The 21301-nt window shown below is 70.7% G+C and carries 21 protein-coding genes; 20 read left to right on the forward strand and 1 reads right to left on the reverse strand.

The genetic code is table 11. The features are described 5' to 3' along the window. Positions 1–185: 185 nt before the first annotated feature. From aroC to nusB, 8 genes are all read left to right on the forward strand, one after another. Positions 186–1370, forward strand: a complete 1185-nt coding sequence (gene aroC, locus ACFXOM_RS12305; RefSeq protein WP_385037820.1) for a chorismate synthase — start codon at positions 186–188, stop codon at positions 1368–1370. A 263-nt stretch (positions 1371–1633) separates the two neighbouring features. Further along, entirely contained in the window at positions 1634–2116 is a 483-nt protein-coding gene (locus ACFXOM_RS12310) for a shikimate kinase (RefSeq protein WP_384938227.1), read from the forward strand. Next, positions 2113–3207, forward strand: a complete 1095-nt coding sequence (aroB, locus tag ACFXOM_RS12315) for a 3-dehydroquinate synthase (protein WP_384947131.1) — start codon at positions 2113–2115, stop codon at positions 3205–3207. Before ACFXOM_RS12310 ends, aroB begins: the two co-directional genes overlap by 4 nt. After that, positions 3204–3644, forward strand: coding sequence for a type II 3-dehydroquinate dehydratase (gene aroQ, locus ACFXOM_RS12320; RefSeq protein WP_384938032.1), 441 nt, complete (start codon positions 3204–3206; stop codon positions 3642–3644). Before aroB ends, aroQ begins: the two co-directional genes overlap by 4 nt. 123 nt (positions 3645–3767) lie before the next feature. Beyond that, on the forward strand, positions 3768–4583 hold the full coding sequence (locus tag ACFXOM_RS12325) for an AAA family ATPase (protein WP_384947128.1): 816 nt from the start codon (positions 3768–3770) through the stop codon (positions 4581–4583). Between the two features lie 153 nt (positions 4584–4736). Then, positions 4737–5852 carry an aminopeptidase P family protein gene (locus ACFXOM_RS12330; RefSeq protein WP_384947126.1) on the forward strand — a complete coding sequence of 372 codons (1116 nt, stop codon included), beginning with the start codon at positions 4737–4739 and terminating at the stop codon, positions 5850–5852. 57 nt (positions 5853–5909) lie between these two features. Further along, positions 5910–6476 (forward strand): elongation factor P, encoded by a 567-nt coding sequence (gene efp, locus ACFXOM_RS12335; RefSeq protein ID WP_384938024.1) that lies wholly within the window; start codon positions 5910–5912, stop codon positions 6474–6476. Between the two features lie 2 nt (positions 6477–6478). Further along, positions 6479–6907 (forward strand): transcription antitermination factor NusB, encoded by a 429-nt coding sequence (gene nusB, locus ACFXOM_RS12340; protein ID WP_384938021.1) that lies wholly within the window; start codon positions 6479–6481, stop codon positions 6905–6907. A gap of 436 nt (positions 6908–7343) precedes the next feature. On the opposite strand, the gene bldD is transcribed toward nusB, so the two are convergent. Beyond that, entirely contained in the window at positions 7344–7844 is a 501-nt protein-coding gene (bldD, locus tag ACFXOM_RS12345; protein WP_017945577.1) for a transcriptional regulator BldD, read from the reverse strand. Positions 7845–8097: 253 nt separating this feature from the next. Between bldD and pyrR the strand changes: the two genes are divergently transcribed. From pyrR to coaBC, 12 genes are all read left to right on the forward strand, one after another. After that, positions 8098–8712 (forward strand): bifunctional pyr operon transcriptional regulator/uracil phosphoribosyltransferase PyrR, encoded by a 615-nt coding sequence (pyrR, locus tag ACFXOM_RS12350; RefSeq protein ID WP_384938018.1) that lies wholly within the window; start codon positions 8098–8100, stop codon positions 8710–8712. 85 nt (positions 8713–8797) lie between these two features. After that, positions 8798–9784 (forward strand): aspartate carbamoyltransferase catalytic subunit, encoded by a 987-nt coding sequence (locus ACFXOM_RS12355; RefSeq protein WP_384938015.1) that lies wholly within the window; start codon positions 8798–8800, stop codon positions 9782–9784. Positions 9785–9787: 3 nt separating this feature from the next. Further along, a complete protein-coding gene (locus tag ACFXOM_RS12360; protein WP_384938013.1) occupies positions 9788–11083 on the forward strand; it encodes a dihydroorotase in 1296 nt (431 codons plus the stop codon). Then, entirely contained in the window at positions 11080–11658 is a 579-nt protein-coding gene (locus ACFXOM_RS12365) for a hypothetical protein (RefSeq protein WP_384938011.1), read from the forward strand. Before ACFXOM_RS12360 ends, ACFXOM_RS12365 begins: the two co-directional genes overlap by 4 nt. Then, complete coding sequence (carA, locus tag ACFXOM_RS12370; RefSeq protein ID WP_384938008.1) at positions 11655–12833, forward strand: glutamine-hydrolyzing carbamoyl-phosphate synthase small subunit; 1179 nt, start codon at positions 11655–11657, stop codon at positions 12831–12833. The genes ACFXOM_RS12365 and carA overlap by 4 nt, the downstream gene beginning before the upstream one ends. Continuing rightward, complete coding sequence (carB, locus tag ACFXOM_RS12375) at positions 12826–16134, forward strand: carbamoyl-phosphate synthase large subunit (RefSeq protein WP_385037823.1); 3309 nt, start codon at positions 12826–12828, stop codon at positions 16132–16134. Before carA ends, carB begins: the two co-directional genes overlap by 8 nt. A gap of 57 nt (positions 16135–16191) precedes the next feature. Continuing rightward, positions 16192–17304 carry a quinone-dependent dihydroorotate dehydrogenase gene (locus tag ACFXOM_RS12380; protein ID WP_384938003.1) on the forward strand — a complete coding sequence of 371 codons (1113 nt, stop codon included), beginning with the start codon at positions 16192–16194 and terminating at the stop codon, positions 17302–17304. Beyond that, entirely contained in the window at positions 17301–18152 is an 852-nt protein-coding gene (gene pyrF / locus ACFXOM_RS12385; protein WP_384938000.1) for an orotidine-5'-phosphate decarboxylase, read from the forward strand. The genes ACFXOM_RS12380 and pyrF overlap by 4 nt, the downstream gene beginning before the upstream one ends. A 309-nt stretch (positions 18153–18461) precedes the next feature. Continuing rightward, positions 18462–18785: an integration host factor gene (locus ACFXOM_RS12390; RefSeq protein WP_005319887.1), complete on the forward strand. Its 324-nt coding sequence runs from the start codon at positions 18462–18464 to the stop codon at positions 18783–18785. Positions 18786–18823: 38 nt separating this feature from the next. Further along, positions 18824–19387, forward strand: a complete 564-nt coding sequence (gmk, locus tag ACFXOM_RS12395) for a guanylate kinase (protein WP_384937997.1) — start codon at positions 18824–18826, stop codon at positions 19385–19387. A gap of 40 nt (positions 19388–19427) precedes the next feature. Next, positions 19428–19700 carry a DNA-directed RNA polymerase subunit omega gene (gene rpoZ, locus ACFXOM_RS12400; protein WP_030810584.1) on the forward strand — a complete coding sequence of 91 codons (273 nt, stop codon included), beginning with the start codon at positions 19428–19430 and terminating at the stop codon, positions 19698–19700. A 111-nt stretch (positions 19701–19811) separates the two neighbouring features. Then, positions 19812–21014, forward strand: a complete 1203-nt coding sequence (gene coaBC / locus ACFXOM_RS12405; RefSeq protein WP_384937994.1) for a bifunctional phosphopantothenoylcysteine decarboxylase/phosphopantothenate--cysteine ligase CoaBC — start codon at positions 19812–19814, stop codon at positions 21012–21014. Positions 21015–21301: the final 287 nt, after the last annotated feature.

Below are 21301 nucleotides of genomic sequence, written 5' to 3' on the forward strand. Positions count from 1 at the left end.
CGGCCACCGCCTCCCCGGGCAGCTGCCCGCCCCTACCCGTTCCGCGCGTCCGCCTGCTGGACCACTGGCCGGGTCCGGGCCCCGGGCGTGGGAGGATCGTAGGAGGCGGGCCGGGGCCGCGCTCTCGCTGGGAGTGCTCCCGACGGTCGCGCCGTCGCAGTTCGAGGCGAGCATGAGGAGCACCGTTGAGCAGGTTGCGCTGGCTGACCGCGGGGGAGTCGCACGGTCCCGCACTGGTGGCGACGCTGGAGGGTCTTCCCGCCGGTGTCCCGATCACCACCGAGATGGTGGCGGACCACCTCGCCCGGCGGCGCCTCGGCTATGGACGTGGTGCGCGGATGAAGTTCGAACGCGACGAGATCACGTTCCTCGGGGGCGTGCGGCACGGTCTCACCCTCGGCTCCCCGGTCGCGATCATGGTGGGGAACACGGAGTGGCCCAAGTGGGACAAGGTCATGGCGGCCGATCCCGTTGATGCAACCGAGCTCGCCGAGCTGGCCCGCAACGCTCCGCTGACCCGCCCCCGTCCCGGGCACGCCGACCTTGCGGGCATGCAGAAGTACGGCTTCGACGAGGCTCGACCGATCCTGGAGCGCGCCAGCGCGCGTGAGACGGCCGCACGAGTCGCCCTGGGAGCCGTCGCCCGCTCCTACCTGAGGGAGACCGCGGGCATCGAGATCGTCTCCCACGTCGTCGAGCTGGCCGCCGCGAAGGCTCCGTACGGCGTGTACCCGACCCCTGCCGACGTGGAGAAGCTGGACGCGGACCCGGTGCGCTGCTTGGACGCGGACGCGTCCAAGGCGATGGTCGCGGAGATCGACCAGGCCCACAAGGACGGCGACACGCTTGGCGGCGTCGTGGAGGTGCTGGCCTACGGTGTTCCCGTCGGGCTCGGTTCCCACGTCCACTGGGACCGGCGCCTCGACGCCCGATTGGCCTCCGCACTCATGGGCATCCAGGCCATCAAGGGCGTCGAGGTCGGCGACGGATTCGACCTGGCCCGGGTCCCCGGGTCCAAGGCCCACGACGAGATCGTCCGCACCGGGGACGGCATCAGGCGCACCTCCGGTCGCTCGGGTGGCACCGAGGGCGGTCTCACGACCGGCGAGCTGCTGCGCGTCCGGGCGGCGATGAAGCCCATCGCCACCGTGCCGAGGGCGCTGAAGACCATCGACGTGGCGACCGGTGAGGCCGCCGCCGCCCATCACCAGCGTTCCGACGTGTGCGCCGTACCGGCGGCCGGCATCGTAGCCGAAGCCATGGTGGCGCTGGTCCTCGCCGACGCCGTCGCCGAGAAGTTCGGCGGCGACAGCGTTCCCGAGGTCCGGCGCAACGTGCGGTCCTACCTCGACAACCTGGCCGTCAGGTGAGCGACGCGCGGGAGGCCGCCGGTCGGCGGGAGGGTGCCGAGTCGCAGGTGCGCCGAGCGGGCGGAGAAGCGAACGGTGGGGGCACGGTGAGCGACGCGCGGGAGGCCGCCGGTCGGCAGGCGGGTGCCGAGTCGCAGGTGCGCCGAGCGGGCGGAGAAGCGAACGGTGGGGGCACGGTGAGCGACGCGCGGGAGGCCGCCGGTCGGCAGGCGGGCTCGGTTCCCGTGCCGGGCCGGGGGCCGCAGGTGGTCCTCGTCGGCCCGATGGGCGTCGGCAAGTCCACGGTCGGCGTGCTCCTGGCCGAGCGCCTCGGCACCGCGTACCGGGACACCGACGCCGACATCGTCGCGGCCGAGGGCCGCGAGATCGCGGACATCTTCATCGAGGACGGCGAACCGCACTTCCGTGGGCTGGAGCGGGCGGCGGTGCGGTCCGCCGTCGCCGAACACACGGGGGTCCTCGCACTCGGTGGTGGGGCCATCCTCGACGAGGGCACCCGGGAGCTGCTGTCCGGGCTGCCCGTCGTGTACCTCTCCATGGACGTCGAGGAGGCCGTGCGCAGGGTCGGGCTGGGCGCCGCACGTCCGCTGCTCGCCGTCAACCCTCGCCGCCAGTGGCGCGAGCTGATGGAGGCCCGGCGCCATCTCTACACCGACGTCGCGCGGGTCGTCGTCGCCACCGATGACCGCACTCCCGAAGAGGTCGCCCAGGCGGTCCTCGACGCACTCGAATTGAAGGACGTATGACCGAGCAGGCAGTCACTCGCATCCAGGTCGGCGGTACGGCGGGCAGCGACCCGTACGAGGTGCTCGTCGGCCGCCAGCTGCTGGGTGAGCTCCCCGGGCTGATCGGCCCGCGGGCCAAGCGCGTCGCCGTCATCCATCCCGAGGCGCTCGCCGAGACCGGGGAGGCCATCCGCCAGGACCTCGCCGGGCAGGGGTACGAGGCCGTGGCCATCCAGGTACCCAACGCCGAGGAGGCCAAGACCGTCGAGGTCGCCGCGTACTGCTGGAAGGCACTGGGGCAGACCGGCTTCACCCGCACCGACGTCATCGTCGGCGTCGGTGGGGGCGCCACCACAGACCTGGCCGGGTTCGTCGCCGCGAGTTGGCTGCGCGGGGTGCGTTGGATCGCCGTACCGACCACGGTCCTCGGCATGGTCGACGCCGCCGTCGGCGGCAAGACCGGCATCAACACCGCGGAGGGCAAGAACCTCGTCGGGGCGTTCCACCCGCCGGCCGGTGTGCTCTGCGACCTCGGCGCGCTGGACTCGCTGCCCTTGCACGACTACGTCAGCGGCATGGCCGAAGTCATCAAAGCCGGTTTCATCGCCGACCCGGTCATTCTGGAGCTGGTGGAGGCGGATCCCGAGGGCGCCCGCACCCCGGCGGGACCGCACACCTCCGAGCTGATCGAGCGTTCCATCCGGGTCAAGGCCGAGGTCGTCTCCAGCGACCTGAAGGAGTCCGGGCTCCGCGAGATCCTCAACTACGGCCACACCCTGGCGCACGCCATCGAGAAGAACGAGCGCTACAAGTGGCGGCACGGCGCGGCCGTCTCGGTCGGCATGGTTTTCGCAGCTGAACTGGGCCGTCTCGCAGGGAGGTTGGACGATGCGACTGCCGACAGGCACCGAGCCGTGCTCGCCTCCGTCGGGCTGCCGTTGACCTACCGCGGCGACCAGTGGCCCAAGCTGCTGGAGACCATGAAGGTCGACAAGAAGTCCCGCGGTGACCTGCTGCGCTTCATCGTGCTCGACGGTCTGGCCAAGCCGACCGTGTTGGAGGGCCCGGACCCGGCGGTCCTGCTCGCGGCGTTCGGCGAGGTGTCCGCATGAGCCGCCGGGTGCTGGTTCTCAACGGGCCGAACCTCGGCCGGCTCGGTTCGCGCGAACCCGACGTCTACGGGTCGACCACGTACGCGGGGCTGGTGGACGCGTGCCGGTCGCTGGGCAAGGAACTCGGCTTCGACGTCGACGTGCGCGAGACCAACGACGAGGGGGAGATGATCCGCTGGCTCCACGAGGCGGCTGACGGGGCGATCCCCGTCGTGCTCAACCCCGGTGCGTTCACCCACTATTCGTACGGGATGCGCGACGCAGCGGCGCAGCGCACCGCGCCGCTCATCGAGGTGCACGTCTCCAATCCGTATGCGCGGGAGGAATTCCGCCACACCTCGGTCGTCGCGGCGATCGCCTCCGGCACGGTCGCGGGCTTCGGGATCGGCTCGTACCGGCTGGCCCTGCGGGCGTTGGCCGAGGAACTCGCCGGCTGAGCGGGCACGTCCTGTCGTCCCCGGCCGTTCCCACGGTGGCGGCCGGGGAGGGTACCGTTCGATGCGGGTCGGTCAACTGCCGCCCGACCAGCGTGAAGTCGTACGAGACGAAAGTGGCACCGGATGCAGCATGCAGTGGGGGCTCCGCTGCCGCCCAACAGGCCGGGGAACGTCCCTCCGTCCGGCTCGGGCACCGTGTGGGACCACCGTGCCCAGAGCCCCGGCCCGCCGCCCCCGCCGCAGGGCGCTCCCGCCCCCGGCTGGAGCGGCCCCGTCGTGCAGGGCGTCGTGGCTCCCGCTGGTGATGCCACCGGCCATGTGCCGCTGCCTCCGGGTGGGCCGGTTCCCGTCCCCGTACCGCCCGCAGACGCCGGCACCGGCACGGCCATGCTCGCGGTCCTCCTGATCGGCCCGGCGGGGGCCGGCAAGACCACTGTGGCCCGTCACTGGGCCGGGCACCGCAGGGTTCCCACCGCCCACATCAGCCTGGACGACGTGCGCGAATGGGTCTGCTCCGGTTTTGCGGACCCCCAGACAGGGTGGAACGACCAGTCCGAGGCCCAGTACCGGCTGGCCCGTCGCACCTGCGGCTTCGCCGCCCGGAACTTCCTGGCCAACGGCATCTCCTGCATCCTCGACGACGCGGTCTTCCCCGACCGTCCGGTCGTGGGGCTCGGCGGGTGGAAGCGCCACGTGGGCCCGGGCCTGCTGCCCGTCGTGCTCCTCCCGGGCCTGGAGGTGGTCCTGGAGCGCAACGCGGAGCGCAGCGGCAACCGCAGGCTCTCGGACGAGGAGGTCGCCAGCATCCACGGCCGCATGGCCGGGTGGTACGGCTCGGGGCTCCCGATCATCGACAATTCCACCTGCGACGTCGAGACCACGTCCCGCATCCTCGACGACGTCCTCGCCCGCGCGCTCGCCAGCCCTCCCGCCTGGTGACACGCACGGCCCCGTTCCCGGGGCCGCGCGCGGTGCGCCGTCGCTCAGGAGTTCGCAGTTCACGGGTAGGCGGGGCCGGCGGTGCGGGTGCGGTCCGCCCCGGTCGGACGCCCTCGACCGGCCGGATCGCGCCGTCGCTCTTAGGCTCGTGACATGTCCGAGGTGTTCACTGACCGCCGAGGCCGGCTGCGCGACCTGTGCGCGGTCGGAGGCAGTGGCGCAGCCCTGGTGTCCCGGCCCGCCAACGTCCGCTACCTCGCGGGTGGTGCACCGGCCGGCGCCGTGCTGCTGCTGGGGCCTGCCGGCGGGTCCGACGACGCCCTGTTGTGCCCGGACGCGCCCACCGGTGACACCGCCGAGGGACGTCTGGACGAGCGATTGCGGCTGACCGTGCTGCCCACCCGCGGCGGCGACCCAGCAGTCGCCGCCGCCCAAGCCGCTGCGTCCGCAGGGGCGGAGTGCCTGGCCGTCGAGGAGCACCACCTCACCGTCGCCCGCCACCGGGCACTGCGGGCCGTCGCTCCCCGGCTGCGTCTCACCGACCTCTGCAGCGCGGTGGAGCAGCAGCGGATGGTGAAGGACGAGGACGAGATCGCCAGCATGCGCATCGCGGCCGAGATCACCGACCAGGCGCTGAGCGAGCTGCTGGAGTCGATCCTCGTGGGTCGCACCGAGCGCCATCTCGCCCTGGAACTGGACCGGCGGCTCGTCGACCACGGGGCGGACGGACCGGCGTTCCCCACCTCCGTCGCCACCGGGTCCCACGCGGGACGGAGTGGGCACCGTCCGTCGGACCGGCGTGTCGAGGAGGGTGACTTCCTCTCGGTCTGCCTCGGCGCCAACTACCGCGGCTACCGCTGCGAGATCGGCCGGACGTTCGTCATCGGCACGACCCCCGCGGACTGGCAGATCGAGCTGTACGACCTCGTCTTCGCCGCTCAGCGGGCCGGACGTGAGGCGCTCGTTCCCGGCGCCGAGTACCGCGACGTGGACAGGGCGGCCCGTCACGTGCTCGACTCCGCGGGGTACGGTGGTGGGCTCGCACCGTGGACCGGGCACGGTGTAGGACTGGAAATCGACGAGGACCCGCAGCTGGCACCTGCGGCCATGGGTAAACTGGACGCTTGTGTGCCGGTCACCGTCGAACCGGGAGTCCACCTCCCGGGCCGGGGCGGGGTCCGGATCGATGACACGCTCGTCGTGCGCCAGGAGGCGGACGGCGGACCCGAGCTACTCACCATCACGACCAAGGAGCTGCTCGCGCTCTAGCGCGAATCTTCGCCTCCTGGGTCGTCCACCAGCGTCAGTCCAGGAGATTCCGCAACCGTGGCCACCACGAACGACCTCAAGAACGGCATGGTGCTCAAGCTCGACAACGACCAGCTCTGGTCCGTCGTCGAGTTCCAGCACGTCAAGCCCGGCAAGGGCCCGGCCTTCGTGCGCACCAAGCTCAAGAACGTGCTGTCAGGCAAGATCGTCGACAAGACCTTCAACGCCGGCGTCAAGGTCGAGACGGCCACCGTCGACCGCCGCGACATGCAGTTCTCGTACATGGACGGCGACTACTTCGTCTTCATGGACATGCAGACGTACGACCAGCTGCACGTCTCCCGCCCCGCCGTCGGTGACGCTGCCAATTTCCTGATCGAGGGCTTCACCGCCACCGTGGCGCAGCACGAGGGCGAGGTGCTCTACGTCGAGCTCCCGGCCGCCGTCGAGCTGACCATCCAGGAGACCGAGCCCGGCGTCCAGGGCGACCGCTCCACCGGTGGCAACAAGCCGGCGACCCTGGAGACCGGCTACACCATCCAGGTCCCGCTCTTCATCACCACCGGTGAGAAGATCAAGGTCGACACCCGTTCCGGCGACTACCTCGGCCGGGTGAACAGCTAACCGTGGCTGCCCGCAACAAGGCCCGCAAGCGTGCCTTCCAGATCCTTTTCGAGGCCGACCAGCGCGGGGCGTCCGTGCAGGAAGTGCTTGCGGACTGGATCCGGCACTCTCGGTCCGACGACCGCCAGCCGCCGGTCAGTGAGTACACGATGGAGCTGGTCGAGGGGTACGCGGAGCACGCGAACCGGATCGACGAGCTCATCGCCACGTATGCGGTTGGCTGGACGCTGGACCGCATGCCGGTGGTCGACCGCAACATCCTGCGGCTCAGCGCGTACGAGCTGGTGTGGGTGGACGAGACCCCGGACGCGGTGGTGATCGACGAGGCTGTTCAGCTCGCCAAGGAGTTCTCGACGGACGATTCGCCGTCGTTCGTGAACGGTCTGCTGGGCCGTTTCAAGGACCTCAAGCCGAGCCTGCGCCGGGCCTGACAGTCCCGGTCAGTCATGCCGAAGGGCCCGTAGCACCACGGGGAGACCGTCCGGTGCTTCGGGCCCTTCGGCATGTCCGGAAGGGCGTTGGAGCGCGGTCGCAGGGAGCCACGGGCCGGCGGTGCCCCTGCGGAGCACGACTGCCGACAGAGGACTCCCGTGCGGGGCGCCGTCCCGGGGAGGGACGTGCCGGTGCAGCCCGTCGCTCGCGGGGGGCGTCGGAGGGCCGTCCTGGGCCTCCCTCCCGGTTCTGGCCGGGGGGTGCTGCTCTCCCACGGCTCACCGGCGTGCGCCGCCGCGCTGGGGGCCAGTGCCGCTCGTACGATCACACCCCGCCCGCCGACGGCCCCTGGAGGCGGCGAAGCAGCCGGAAACGACGCAGGGCCGGGAGGAACGCCTTCCCCCGGCCCGGCGGCACGTTTCTGCGCTTGTGGCGTCAGCCCTCTTCGTGCGCGACTGCGCGACGCGCATCCGCGTCCAGCACGCCCCAGCTGATCAGCTGCTCGGTGAGCACCGAGGGCGACTGGTCGTAGATCACGGCGAGGGTGCGCAAGTCGTCCTGGCGGATGGACAGCACCTTGCCGTTGTAGTCGCCGCGCTGGCTCTGGATCGTGGCGGCGTAGCGCTGCAGCGGACCGGCCTTCTCCGCCGGGACGTGGGCGAGGCGCTCCAGGTCGAGGACGAGCTTCGGCGGCGGCTCGGCGGCGCCGCCGGGCGTGGTGCCCGGAAGGAGCTCCTGCACCGGCACACCGTAGAAGTCCGCCAGCTCGGCCAGACGCTGCACGGTCACGGCACGGTCGCCGCGCTCGTAAGAGCCGACGACGACGGCCTTCCAGCGGCCCTGGGACTTCTCCTCCACCCCGTGAAGCGAGAGCCCCTGCTGGGTGCGGATGGCGCGGAGCTTGGCCCCGAGCTGCTTTGCGTATTCGCTGGACATATAGCTCCCCGGACACTGTTTCGATGTGTTCGACGTGCGGCGATTCGATGTGTTCGACGTGCGGCTCCGCCGCGCGGCTGGTCACTCACTGTGAGGTTACGCAGAGTTACTTGGCTGCGTCAAGCCGAATGGTCCGTACGACCCTCCCGAGGGGGTGACCTGCGGGCGGTCCGGACCCTGGTACGGTTGAGGGCGCAAAATCCGACGTCCTTTAAGGTCCGTCCCGTGAGGCGGAGAAGGAGGTCCGTTTCGTATGGACACGTACAATCCCGATGCCGCGCGGCCCGTTCTCGAGGGCCCGGACATCGCGCGGGTCATGACCCGCATCGCCCACGAGATCGTCGAGCGCGCCAAGGGCGCCGACGACGTGGTGCTCCTCGGCATCCCGACGCGCGGTGTCTACCTCGCCCGCAGGCTCGCCGAGAAGCTCGCCGAGATCACCGGCCGCACCATTCCCGTGGGCTCGCTCGACATCACCATGTACCGCGACGACCTGCGGCTCCGGCCGGCCCGTGCCCTCGCGCGCACGGACATCCCGGCGGACGGCATCGACGGCCGCCTGGTCGTGCTCGTCGACGACGTGCTCTTCTCCGGTCGTACGATCCGCGCCGCTCTCGACGCGCTGAACGACATCGGCCGACCGCGCGCCGTCCAACTCGCGGTCCTCGTCGACCGCGGTCACCGCGAACTGCCCATCCGCGCCGACTACGTCGGCAAGAACCTCCCGACGTCGCTGCGGGAGACGGTCAAGGTCCAGCTCTCCGAGGAGGACGGTCGCGACACCGTGCTGCTCGGCGAACGACGCGAGACGGGGTCCGCTCCGGCCGAAGGCCGGGGCAGGGAGACCGCCCCCGCCGGCGAGCAGTAGCACCCCCGTACGGCCCCCTCCCGCCCTACGGGCCCTCCTGCGCGCCCGCACGCCCGCACACCTCCACACCCTGGAGCACACCCAGATGAAGCGTCACCTCATCTCGGCCGCCGACCTCACCCGCGACGACGCCGTTCTCATCCTCGACACCGCCGAGGAGATGGCCCGGGTCGCCGACCGGCCGATCAAGAAACTGCCCACCCTCCGCGGCCGTACCGTCGTCAACCTCTTCTTCGAGGACTCGACCCGGACGCGCATCTCCTTCGAGGCCGCCGCGAAGCGGCTCTCCGCCGACGTCATCAACTTCTCGGCCAAGGGCTCCTCGGTGTCCAAGGGCGAGTCCCTCAAGGACACCGCCCTGACCCTGGAGGCGATGGGTGCGGATGCCGTCGTCATCCGCCACCACGCCTCCGGAGCCCCCTACCGCCTGGCGAACTCCGGCTGGATCGACGGCGCCGTCGTCAACGCCGGTGACGGTACCCACGAGCACCCGACGCAGGCGCTGCTCGACGCCTTCACCGTGCGACGCCGCCTGGTCGGCCGGGACGCCGGCGTGGGCCGCGACCTCGACGGCCGCAGGATCACCATCGTCGGGGACGTGCTGCACAGCCGGGTCGCCCGCTCCAACGTCCACCTGCTGAACACCCTGGGCGCGCAGGTCACGCTGGTGGCCCCGCCGACGCTGGTGCCCGTCGGCGTCCAGACCTGGCCCTGCGAGGTCTCCTACGACCTCGACGAGGTGCTGCCGAAGTCGGATGCCGTGATGATGCTCCGGGTACAGCGCGAGCGGATGAACGCCGCGTTCTTCCCGACCGAGCGCGAGTACTCGCGCCGCTACGGCCTGGACGGCTACCGGATGGCCCGGATGCCGGAGCACGCCGTGGTCATGCACCCCGGCCCGATGAACCGGGGCATGGAGATCACCGCCGAAGTCGCCGACTCCGACCGCTGCACCGCCGTCGAGCAGGTGGCCAACGGCGTCTCCATCCGCATGGCCGTCCTCTACCTGCTGCTCGGCGGAGCCGAGCCCGCCGCCCCGTCCACCCCCTCCCGCACCGAGGAGACGAAGTAAGACATGAGTGAGCCGAAGAAGACGCTGCTCCGCGGCGCGAAGGTCCTGGGCGGCGAGGCGCAGGACGTGCTGATCGACGGCGGGACCATCGCCCAGGTGGGTGCGGGCATCGAGGCGGGGGACGCCACCGTCGTCGAGGCCCAGGGCAAGGTTCTGCTGCCGGGCCTGGTGGACCTGCACACCCACCTGCGCGAGCCGGGCCGCGAGGACTCCGAGACCGTCCTCACCGGCACCCGCGCAGCCGCCAGCGGCGGCTACACGGCCGTGTTCGCCATGGCCAACACCTTCCCCGTCGCGGACACCGCCGGCGTCGTCGAGCAGGTCTGGCGGCTCGGCCGCGAGCACGGCTACTGCGACGTCCGGCCCATCGGCGCCGTCACCGTCGGCCTGGAGGGCAAGAAGCTCGCCGAACTGGGCGCCATGCACGACTCGGCCGCCGGCGTCACCGTCTTCTCCGACGACGGCAAGTGTGTCGACGACGCCGTGATCATGCGGCGGGCCCTGGAGTACGTGAAGGCATTCGGCGGCGTCATCGCCCAGCACGCGCAGGAACCGCGCCTGACCGAGGGCGCCCAGATGAACGAGGGCGTCGTCTCCGCGGAACTCGGTCTCGGCGGCTGGCCCGCCGTCGCCGAAGAGTCGGTCATCGCGCGTGACGTCCTGCTCGCCGACCACGTCGGCTCGCGCGTCCACATCTGCCACCTGTCGACCGCGGGCTCGGTGGAGATCGTGCGCTGGGCGAAGTCCCGCGGCATCGACGTCACCGCCGAGGTCACCCCGCACCACCTGTTGCTCACCGACGAGCTGGTCCGCACGTACAACCCGGTCTACAAGGTCAACCCTCCGCTGCGGACCGAGCGCGACGTGATGGCGCTGCGCGAGGCGCTCGCGGACGGCACGATCGACATCGTCGCCACCGACCACGCGCCGCATCCGCACGAGGACAAGGACTGCGAGTGGGCGGCCGCGGCCATGGGCATGGTCGGCCTGGAAACCGCCCTGTCCGTCGTCCAGCGCACGATGGTGGAGACGGGCCTGCTGACCTGGGAGGGCGTTGCCGACCGCATGTCCTTCAAGCCCGCCCGGATCGGGGCCGCCGAGGGCCATGGGCGACCCGTCTCGGTTGGTGAGCCGGCCAACCTCGTGCTGGTCGATCCGGCATACCGTGGAACGGTGGACCCCGCGGGCTTCGCCTCCCGCAGCCGCAACACCCCCTACGAGGGGCTCGAGCTGCCGGGGCGCGTCACCCACACCTTCCTGCGGGGCCGGGCGACGCTCATGGACGGGAAGCTGGCGTGACACCACCGATCAACCTCGCAGCCGCAGCGGTCGAACAGAAGTCCGCTGAGGTGACCGACTGGGCCGCCCACCTCGGCTGGGTGGTCGGGCTGCTGCTCTTCATCGCCCTCGTCTACTGGCTGATGCGCCAAGGCTGGAAGTGGCGTGCCGAACTGCAGTCCGGCCTGCCGGAACTGCCGGTGACACCCGAGCAACCGGGAGCGGCGAAGCTGACCCTCTCAGGCCGCTACCACGGCTCGACGACCGCGGGCCAGTGGCTCGACCGGATCGTGGCCCGGGGGCTCGGCACCCGCAGCCGGGTCGAGCTGACGCTCACCGACGCGGGGATCGACGTCGTGCGGCCGGGGGCCGCCGACTTCTTCATCCCGGTCGCCGCCCTGCGCGGGGCCCGCCTCGACAAGGGCATCGCCGGGAAGGTCCTCACCGAGGGCGGGCTGCTCGTCGTCACCTGGGAGCACGGCGACCGGCGGATCGACTCCGGCTTCCGCTCCGACCGCGCGGCCGGGCACACGGCCTGGGTCGAGGCGATCAACTCGATACACACCACAGACACCACGGAAGGCGCCGCACGATGACGACCTCCAAGCAGGGGACTCCGGCCACGAAGGGGCTTCCCGCCGTACTCGTCCTGGAGGACGGCCGGACGTTCCGCGGCCGCGCCTACGGGGCCGTGGGGGTGACCTTCGGCGAGGCCGTGTTCTCCACCGGCATGACCGGCTATCAGGAGACCCTCACGGACCCGTCGTACCACCGCCAGGTCGTCGTGATGACCGCGCCGCACGTGGGCAACACCGGCGTGAACGACGAGGACCCGGAATCCTCCCGCATCTGGGTGTCCGGGTACGTGGTCCGCGACCCCGCTCGCGTCTCCTCCAATTGGCGCGCACGGCGTTCCCTGGACGAGGAACTGGCCCGCCAGGGCGTCGTCGGCATCAGCGGTGTCGACACCCGCGCCCTCACCCGCCACCTCCGCGAACGCGGCGCCATGCGGGTCGGCATCTTCTCCGGCAACGCGCTCCCCGACGAGGGCACGATGCTGGCCGAGGTGCGCCAATCGCCCGAGATGAAGGGCGCCGACCTCTCCGCGGAGGTCGCCACCAAGGAGGCGTACGTCGTCCCCGCGATCGGCCCCGACGGCGAAGCCGTCCCGATCGGCTCGGCGAAGTTCACCGTCGCCGCCGTCGACCTCGGCATCAAGGGCATGACCCCGCACCGGATGGCCGAGCGCGGCATCGAGGTGCACGTCCTGCCCGCCACGGCGACGGCCGAGGACGTCTACGCCGTGAACCCCGACGGGGTGTTCTTCTCCAACGGGCCGGGCGACCCGGCGACCGCCGACGGGCCCGTCGCGGTCATGCGGGCCGTGCTGGAGCGCAAGACGCCGCTGTTCGGCATCTGCTTCGGCAACCAGATCCTGGGACGGGCGCTCGGCTTCGGCACGTACAAGCTCAAGTACGGCCACCGCGGCATCAACCAGCCCGTGCAGGACCGTACGACCGGCAAGGTCGAGGTCACCGCGCACAACCACGGCTTCGCCGTCGACGCCCCGATCGGCGAGGTCTCCGAAACCCCCTACGGCCGCGCCGAGGTCTCCCACGTCTGTCTCAACGACGACGTCGTGGAGGGCCTCCACCTGCTCGACCAGCCGGCCTTCAGCGTCCAGTACCACCCCGAAGCAGCCGCGGGTCCGCATGACGCCGCGTACCTGTTCGACCGCTTCGTTTCCCTGATGGAGGGCCAGCGTGCCTAAGCGCACCGATATCCAGTCCGTCCTGGTCATCGGCTCCGGCCCGATCGTCATCGGCCAGGCCGCCGAGTTCGACTACTCCGGTACCCAGGCCTGCCGGGTCCTCAAGTCCGAGGGCCTCCGCGTCATCCTGGTGAACTCCAACCCGGCGACGATCATGACCGACCCGGAGATCGCCGACGCCACCTACGTGGAGCCGATCACCCCCGAGTTCGTCGAGAAGATCATCGCCAAGGAGCGTCCCGACGCGCTCCTGCCCACTCTGGGCGGCCAGACCGCACTCAACACCGCGATCTCCCTCCACGAGGCGGGGACGCTGGAGAAGTACGGCGTCGAGCTCATCGGCGCCAACGTCGAGGCCATCAACAAGGGCGAGGACCGCGACCTCTTCAAGGAGGTCGTCGAGGCCGTCAACCGCAAGATCGGCCACGGCGAGTCCGCCCGTTCGGTGATCTGCCACTCGATGGACGACGTCCTCAAGGGCGTCGAGACGCTCGGCGGCTACCCCGTCGTCGTCCGCCCCTCCTTCACCATGGGCGGCGCCGGCTCCGGCTTCGCCCACGACGAGGACGAGCTGCGCCGGATCGCCGGCCAGGGCCTCACGCTGTCCCCGACCACCGAGGTGCTCCTGGAGGAGTCCATCCTCGGCTGGAAGGAGTACGAGCTGGAGCTGATGCGCGACAAGCACGACAACGTGGTGGTCGTCTGCTCCATCGAGAACTTCGACCCCATGGGCGTGCACACCGGTGACTCGATCACCGTCGCTCCGGCGATGACCCTGACCGACCGCGAGTACCAGGTCCTGCGCGACATCGGCATCGCCGTCATCCGCGAGGTCGGCGTCGACACCGGTGGCTGCAACATCCAGTTCGCGGTCAACCCCGAGGACGGCCGGGTCATCGTCATCGAGATGAACCCCCGCGTCTCCCGGTCCTCCGCCCTCGCGTCGAAGGCCACCGGCTTCCCGATCGCCAAGATCGCGGCGCGCCTGGCCGTCGGCTACACGCTGGACGAGATCCCCAACGACATCACGGAGCAGACACCTGCCTCCTTCGAGCCCACGCTCGATTACGTGGTGGTCAAGGCGCCGCGCTTCGCGTTCGAGAAGTTCCCGTCCGCGGACAGCACCCTCACCACCACCATGAAGTCGGTGGGCGAGGCCATGGCCATCGGCCGGAACTTCACCGAGGCGCTGCAGAAGGCGCTGCGCTCCCTGGAGAAGAAGGGCAGCCAGTTCGACTTCACCGGTGAGCCGGGGGACAAGGACGAGCTGCTGCGGACGGCGGCCCGCCCGACGGACGGTCGGATCAACACCGTCATGCAGGCCATCCGCGCCGGTGCCACCCCGGAGGAGGTCTTCGAGTCCTCGAAGATCGACCCGTGGTTCGTGGACCAGCTCTTCCTCATCAAGGAGATCGCCGACGAGCTGGGCGCGGCGGAGAAGCTCCACCCCGAACTGCTCGCCGAAGCCAAGCGCCACGGCTTCTCGGACGCCCAGATCGGTGGCATCCGCGGGTTGCGCGAGGACGTCGTCCGCGAGGTCCGGCACGCCCTCGGCATCCGCCCGGTGTACAAGACGGTCGACACCTGCGCCGCCGAGTTCGCCGCGAGGACCCCGTACTTCTACTCCTCCTACGACGAGGAGACCGAGGTCGCACCCCGGGAGAAGCCCGCCGTCATCATCCTGGGCTCGGGTCCGAACCGCATCGGTCAGGGCATCGAGTTCGACTACTCGTGCGTGCACGCCTCCTTCGCACTCCACGACGCGGGCTACGAGACCGTGATGGTCAACTGCAACCCGGAGACCGTCTCCACCGACTACGACACCTCCGACCGGCTCTACTTCGAGCCGCTCACCCTGGAGGACGTCCTGGAGATCGTCCACGCCGAGTCGCTGGCCGGCCCGATCGCCGGTGTGGTCGTCCAGCTCGGCGGGCAGACCCCGCTGGGCCTGTCCCAGGCACTCAAGGACAACGGCGTCCCCGTCGTCGGCACGTCCCCCGAGGCGATCCACGCGGCCGAGGATCGCGGTGCCTTCGGACGCGTCCTCGCCGCCGCCGGACTGCCCGCGCCCAAGCACGGCACGGCGACCACGTTCGCCGAGGCCAAGTCGATCGCCGACGAGATCGGCTACCCGGTGCTCGTCCGGCCGTCCTACGTGCTCGGCGGCCGCGGCATGGAGATCGTCTACGACGAGACCCGCCTCCAGTCCTACATCGCCGAGTCCACCGAGATCAGCCCGGACCGTCCCGTCCTGGTCGACCGGTTCCTCGACGACGCGATCGAGATCGACGTCGACGCCCTCTACGACGGGCTCGAGCTGTACCTCGGCGGCGTCATGGAGCACATCGAGGAAGCGGGCATCCACTCCGGCGACTCCGCCTGTGCGCTGCCCCCGATCACCCTCGGCGGCTTCGACATCAAGCGCCTCCGGGCCTCGACCGAGGCGATCGCGAAAGGCGTCGGGGTCCGCGGCCTGATCAACATCCAGTTCGCGATGGCGGGCGACATCCTCTACGTCCTGGAGGCCAACCCGCGCGCCTCGCGGACCGTTCCCTTCACCTCGAAGGCGACCGCCGTGCCGCTGGCCAAGGCCGCTGCCCGGATCTCCCTGGGTGCGACCGTCGCCGAGCTGCGCGAGGAAGGCCTGCTGCCGAGGCACGGCGACGGCGGCACGCTGCCCCTGGACGCCCCGATCTCCGTGAAGGAGGCCGTGATGCCGTGGAGCCGCTTCCGCGACATCCACGGACGAGGCGTGGACACCGTGCTCGGCCCGGAGATGCGCTCCACCGGCGAGGTCATGGGCATCGACTCGGTCTTCGGCACGGCGTACGCCAAGTCGCAGGCCGGCGCCTACGGTCCGCTGCCCACCAAGGGCCGTGCGTTCATCTCCGTCGCCAACCGCGACAAGCGCTCGATGATCTTCCCGGCACGGGAGCTCGTCGCCCACGGCTTCGAACTGCTCGCCACCTCCGGCACGGCCGAGGTGCTCAAGCGCAACGGCATCAACGCCACGGTGGTGCGCAAGCAGTCCGAGGGCGAGGGCCCGAACGGCGAGCGGACGATCGTCCAGTTGATCCACGACGGAGACGTCGACCTCATCGTCAACACGCCGTACGGCACCGGCGGCCGCCTCGACGGGTACGACATCCGCACCGCCGCGGTGGCCCGCTCCGTGCCGTGCCTGACGACGGTCCAGGCGCTCGCCGCCGCCGTCCAGGGCGTCGACGCGCTCAACCACGGAGGAGTGGGCGTCCGCTCCCTCCAGGAACACGCGGAACACCTGACCGCGGCCCGCGACTAGCCACCCCGAGGGGGACACCGGAAACGGTGTCCCCCTCTTCGTGAGGACACCACAGAGATGTACAAGTTCTTCTTCACCCTCGTCTTCAAGCGGATGGACCCGGAGGACGCCCACCACCTGGCCGTCCGCTGGATCCGACGGGCGGCCCGCGTCCCCGTCCTGCGCACGTTCCTCGCGGCCGCCCTCGCCCCCCGCCACAAGACGCTGCGCACCGAGGCGCTGGGGCTGCGCATGCACGGCCCGTTCGGGCTCGCGGCGGGCTTCGACAAGAACGCCGTCGCCATCGACGGCATGGCGATGCTCGGTTTCGACCACGTCGAGATCGGCACGGTCACGGCCCAGGCCCAGCCCGGTAACCCCAAGAGGCGGCTGTTCCGCCTCGTCCCGGACCGTGCGCTGATCAATCGCATGGGCTTCAACAACGACGGGTCTGCCGCCGTCGCCGCCCGCCTCGGTGCCCGCCGCGCGGTCTTCCGGACCACCGTCGGCGTCAACATCGGCAAGACCAAGGTCGTCCCGGAGGAGGAGGCCGTCGGTGACTACGTGACGTCCACCGAGCGCCTCGCCCGGCACGCCGACTACCTCGTGGTCAACGTGAGCTCCCCGAACACCCCCGGTCTGCGCAACCTGCAGGCGGTGGATCACTTGCGGCCCCTGCTGTCCGCCGTGCGCGAGGCTGCCGACCGGTCCGTGCGGGACCGCCGTGTTCCGCTGCTCGTCAAGATCGCCCCCGATCTGGCCGACGAGGACGTCGACGCCGTCGCCGACCTGGCCGTCGAGCTCGGCCTGGACGGCATCATCGCCACGAACACGACCGTCGCCCGCGAGGGCCTCGGGCTGAGGTCGGAACCGGCGCTCGTCCAGGAGGCGGGCGGGCTGTCCGGAGCCCCCGTCAAGGAGCGCTCCCTGGAGGTGCTGCGCCGCCTGTACGCGCGCGTCGGCGACCGCATCACCCTCGTCGGGGTCGGTGGCATCGAGAACGCCGAAGACGCCTGGCAGCGCATCCTCGCCGGTGCGACGCTGGTCCAGGGCTACAGCGCCTTCATCTACGAGGGGCCGTTCTACGCCCGAGCCGTCCACAAGGGCCTGGCGGCCCGACTCGCCGCCAGCCCGTACGCCACACTCGCCGAGGCCGTCGGCGCCGAGACCCGAAAGGCAGCGACCGCATGACCTCCCCGGACACCGCCGCACCCTTCGGCGCCCGCCTGCGCCGTGCCATGGACACCCGCGGCCCGCTGTGCGTGGGCATCGACCCGCACGCCTCGCTGCTGACCGCCTGGGGCCTGAACGACGACATCGCCGGCCTCGAGCGATTCACCCGCACGGTGGTCGAGGCGCTCGCGGACCGCGTCGCCGTCCTCAAGCCGCAGTCGGCGTTCTTCGAGCGTTTCGGCTCGCGCGGCATCGCGGTCCTGGAGAAGGCCGTCGAGGACGCCCGCGGGGCCGGCGCGCTGGTGCTGATGGACGCCAAGCGCGGCGACATCGGCTCGACGATGGCCGCGTACGCGGAGACCTACCTGCGCAAGGACTCCCCGCTCTTCTCTGACGCCGTGACGGTCTCGCCGTACCTCGGCTTCGGATCGCTGCGGCCGGCGCTCGACCTGGCGCAGCAGACCGGCGCGGGCGTCTTCGTCCTGGCCCTCACCTCCAACCCGGAAGGCGCCGAGGTACAGCGCGCCACCGCCGCGGGTGGCGTGTCCCTCGCCCAGCTCATGCTGAACCACATCGCCGACGAGAACGCGGGTGCGGCGCCGCTGGGCTCCGTCGGAGCCGTCGTGGGGGCCACCCTGGGCCAGGCGGACGTCGACCTGGAGGTGGGCGGTCCCCTCCTCGCCCCCGGTATCGGAGCCCAGGGCGCGACGCCGGCGGACCTCCCGCGGGTCTTCGGCGCCGCCGTGCGCAACGTCGTGCCCAGCGTCAGCCGCGGAGTGCTGCGCCACGGTCCGGACGCAGCCGCGCTGAAGGAAGCGGCGACACGCTTCGCGGACGAGGTGCGCAGCGCCGTCGAGGCCGCCTGAGCACCACCGGCCGCTGCCCGACCGGTGCCCGGGGTAGGGCCGGTCGGGCACCGGCCGGGGCACTCGCCGGTGCATTCACCGGCTGTTTCTTGACAGAAACCCAGTCAGTATGTCTGGAATATCCTGGTCGGGCGATGCTGACCAGGACTTTTCCGCTGTTCTCGCTGACTGGAGCGGTCTTGGCCGCTAGTCTCCGTCGAGAGTTAGCGATGCAACGGCTACTGCGTTGCTCGTTGCTCGCCTGGTGTGGGGCTACTAGGTTCCTCACCGGTCCGTATCCGACAGTTCGACATCCGAGGTGACGTAGGCGTGGCTCTTCCGCCCCTTACCCCTGAACAGCGCGCAGCCGCGCTCGAAAAGGCCGCCGCGGCTCGCCGGGAGCGGGCCGAGGTCAAGAATCGACTCAAGCACTCCGGCGCCTCCCTCCACGAGGTCATCAAGCAGGGCCAGGAGAACGACGTCATCGGCAAGATGAAGGTCTCCGCCCTGCTCGAGTCCCTCCCGGGCGTGGGCAAGGTCCGCGCCAAGCAGATCATGGAGCGGCTCGGCATCTCCGAGAGCCGTCGGGTCCGGGGTCTCGGCTCCAACCAGATCGCGTCCCTTGAGCGTGAGTTCGGCGGCGGCGCCGCCTGACGTTCTCGGGCACTCCCGAGAACCTGGATAATCGCTGCATGGCAGCAGAGGTACGACCGCGGCTGACCGTGCTCTCCGGCCCCTCCGGGGTGGGCAAGAGCACGGTCGTCGCCCATATGCGCAAGGTCCACCCCGAGGTCTGGCTCTCGGTGTCGGCCACCACACGGAAGCCGCGCCCCGGCGAGCGCCACGGCGTCCAGTACTTCTTCGTCACCGACGAAGAATTCGACAAGTTGGTCGCCAACGGTGAGCTGCTGGAATGGGCGGAGTTCGCGGGCAATCGCTACGGGACGCCGCGGCAGGCGGTCCAGGACCGCCTCGAGGCCGGGGAGCCCGTGCTGCTCGAGATCGATCTTCAGGGGGCCCGGCAGGTCAAGGAGTCGATGGCGGACGCGCAGCTGGTGTTCCTCGCCCCGCCGAGCTGGGACGAGTTGGTCCGCAGGCTCACCGGTCGGGGCACCGAGGCCCCCGACGTCATCGAGCGCCGTCTCGACACGGCCAAGGTGGAGCTGGCCGCCGAGTCCGAGTTCGATACGACCCTGGTCAACACCTCCGTCGAGGACGTGGCGCGTGAGCTGCTAGCCTTGATGGCAGTTGTTTGATCTCTGATTATTCCCAGCAGTTTCTTCGGAAGGCTAGAGCGTGTCCTCTTCCATCACCGCGCCCGAGGGCATCATCAACCCGCCGATCGACGAGCTCCTCGAGGCCACCGACTCGAAGTACAGCCTCGTGATCTACGCGGCCAAGCGCGCGCGTCAGATCAACGCGTACTACTCGCAGCTCGGCGAGGGCCTGCTCGAGTACGTCGGTCCGCTGGTGGACACCCACGTCCACGAGAAGCCGCTCTCGATCGCCCTGCGCGAGATCAACGCGGGTCTGCTGACGTCCGAGGCCATCGAGGGCCCGGTCCAGTAGGCGCACCTCCCTTTTGCTCCAGGCCCGGCGGGGTGTCCGCCGGGCCTGTGGTGTGTCATAGGGGTGTACGGATCTGACAGGTACGAGGCGTCGGGAGCGGGGAGTTCCGTGGTGGACAAGCCGAAGGTCGTTCTGGGGGTGAGCGGTGGCATCGCCGCGTACAAGGCGTGCGAGCTGTTGCGGCGGCTGACGGAGTCCGGTCATGACGTGCGCGTCGTGCCCACGGCGTCGGCGCTGCAGTTCGTCGGTGCCGCGACGTGGTCGGCCCTCTCCGGGCACCCGGTCTCGACCGAAGTCTGGTCGGACGTCCACGAGGTCCCGCACGTGCGCATCGGCCAGGGCGCGGACCTCGTCGTGGTCGCACCGGCGACGGCCGACATGTTGGCGAAGGCCGCCCACGGCCTCGCCGACGACCTCCTGACGAACACCCTGCTCACGGCCCGGTGCCCGGTGGTCTTCGCGCCCGCCATGCACACCGAGATGTGGGAGCACCCGGCCACCCAGGACAACGTCGCGACCCTGCGCCGCCGTGGCGCGGTGGTCGTGGAGCCCGGGGTCGGCCGCCTCACCGGAGTCGACACCGGGAAGGGCAGGCTGCCCGAGCCCGGCGAGATCTTCGAGGTCTGCCGCAGGGTCCTGGCGCGGGGCGTCGCCGTACCGGACCTCGCGGGCCGCCACGTCGTGGTGAGCGCCGGGGGCACCCGCGAGCCGCTCGACCCGGTCCGCTACCTGGGCAACCGCTCCTCCGGCAAGCAGGGGTACGCCCTGGCGCGCACCGCCGCGGCCCGCGGCGCCCGGGTCACGCTCGTCGAGGCGAACACCGGGATGCCCGACCCGGCGGGCGTCGACGTCGTCCACGTGGGGACGGCGGTCCAGCTGCGCGAGGCCGTGCTGAAGGCGGCCCACGACGCCGACGCGGTGGTCATGGCCGCGGCCGTCGCGGACTTCCGTCCCGCCGCCTACGCCGAAGGTAAGATCAAGAAGAGGGACGGCCAGGAGCCCGCCCCCGTGGAGCTGGTGCGGAATCCAGACATTCTGGCGGAGATCTCGGCCGAGCGGGCCCGGTCGGGTCAGGTGATCGTGGGCTTCGCGGCGGAAACCGACGACGTGCTCGCGAACGGGCGGCAGAAACTCCAGCGCAAGGGCTGTGACCTGCTTGTCGTCAACGAGGTGGGGGAGCGCAAGACCTTCGGTTCCGAGCAGAACGAGGCCGTGGTCCTGGCGGCCGACGGCACTGAGACACCCGTGCCGTACGGGCCGAAGGAATCCCTGGCGGACGTGGTGTGGGACCTGGTGTCCCCGCGGCTCGTGTGACGTTTCGCTCACACTGAGGCGTCGGCGGGACACGGCGCCACGCCCATGAATTTGGGATGAATTTCTCATTCACCGGGTCGTTGCGCAATGCGCGGAAATCCCCCCGTGCGGCCGCAAGTGAGGAGCGAATGCCGCTGAGGACAAGGCGATTCTGCGGCAGTTTGCCTCCCGAAGAGCGAGACACCTGGTCCAACGGCCGGAAGCGACCGATAAACTGTCCCTCGGAACGACGCGGGGCGCAGCCCCCCGGCCGGTCCACCAATGATCAGCCAGCAGCCGCTGCAACC

Origin of the sequence: Streptomyces sp. NPDC059169 (genome assembly GCF_042755225.1) — a bacterium.
Lineage (GTDB): Bacteria > Actinomycetota > Actinomycetes > Streptomycetales > Streptomycetaceae > Streptomyces.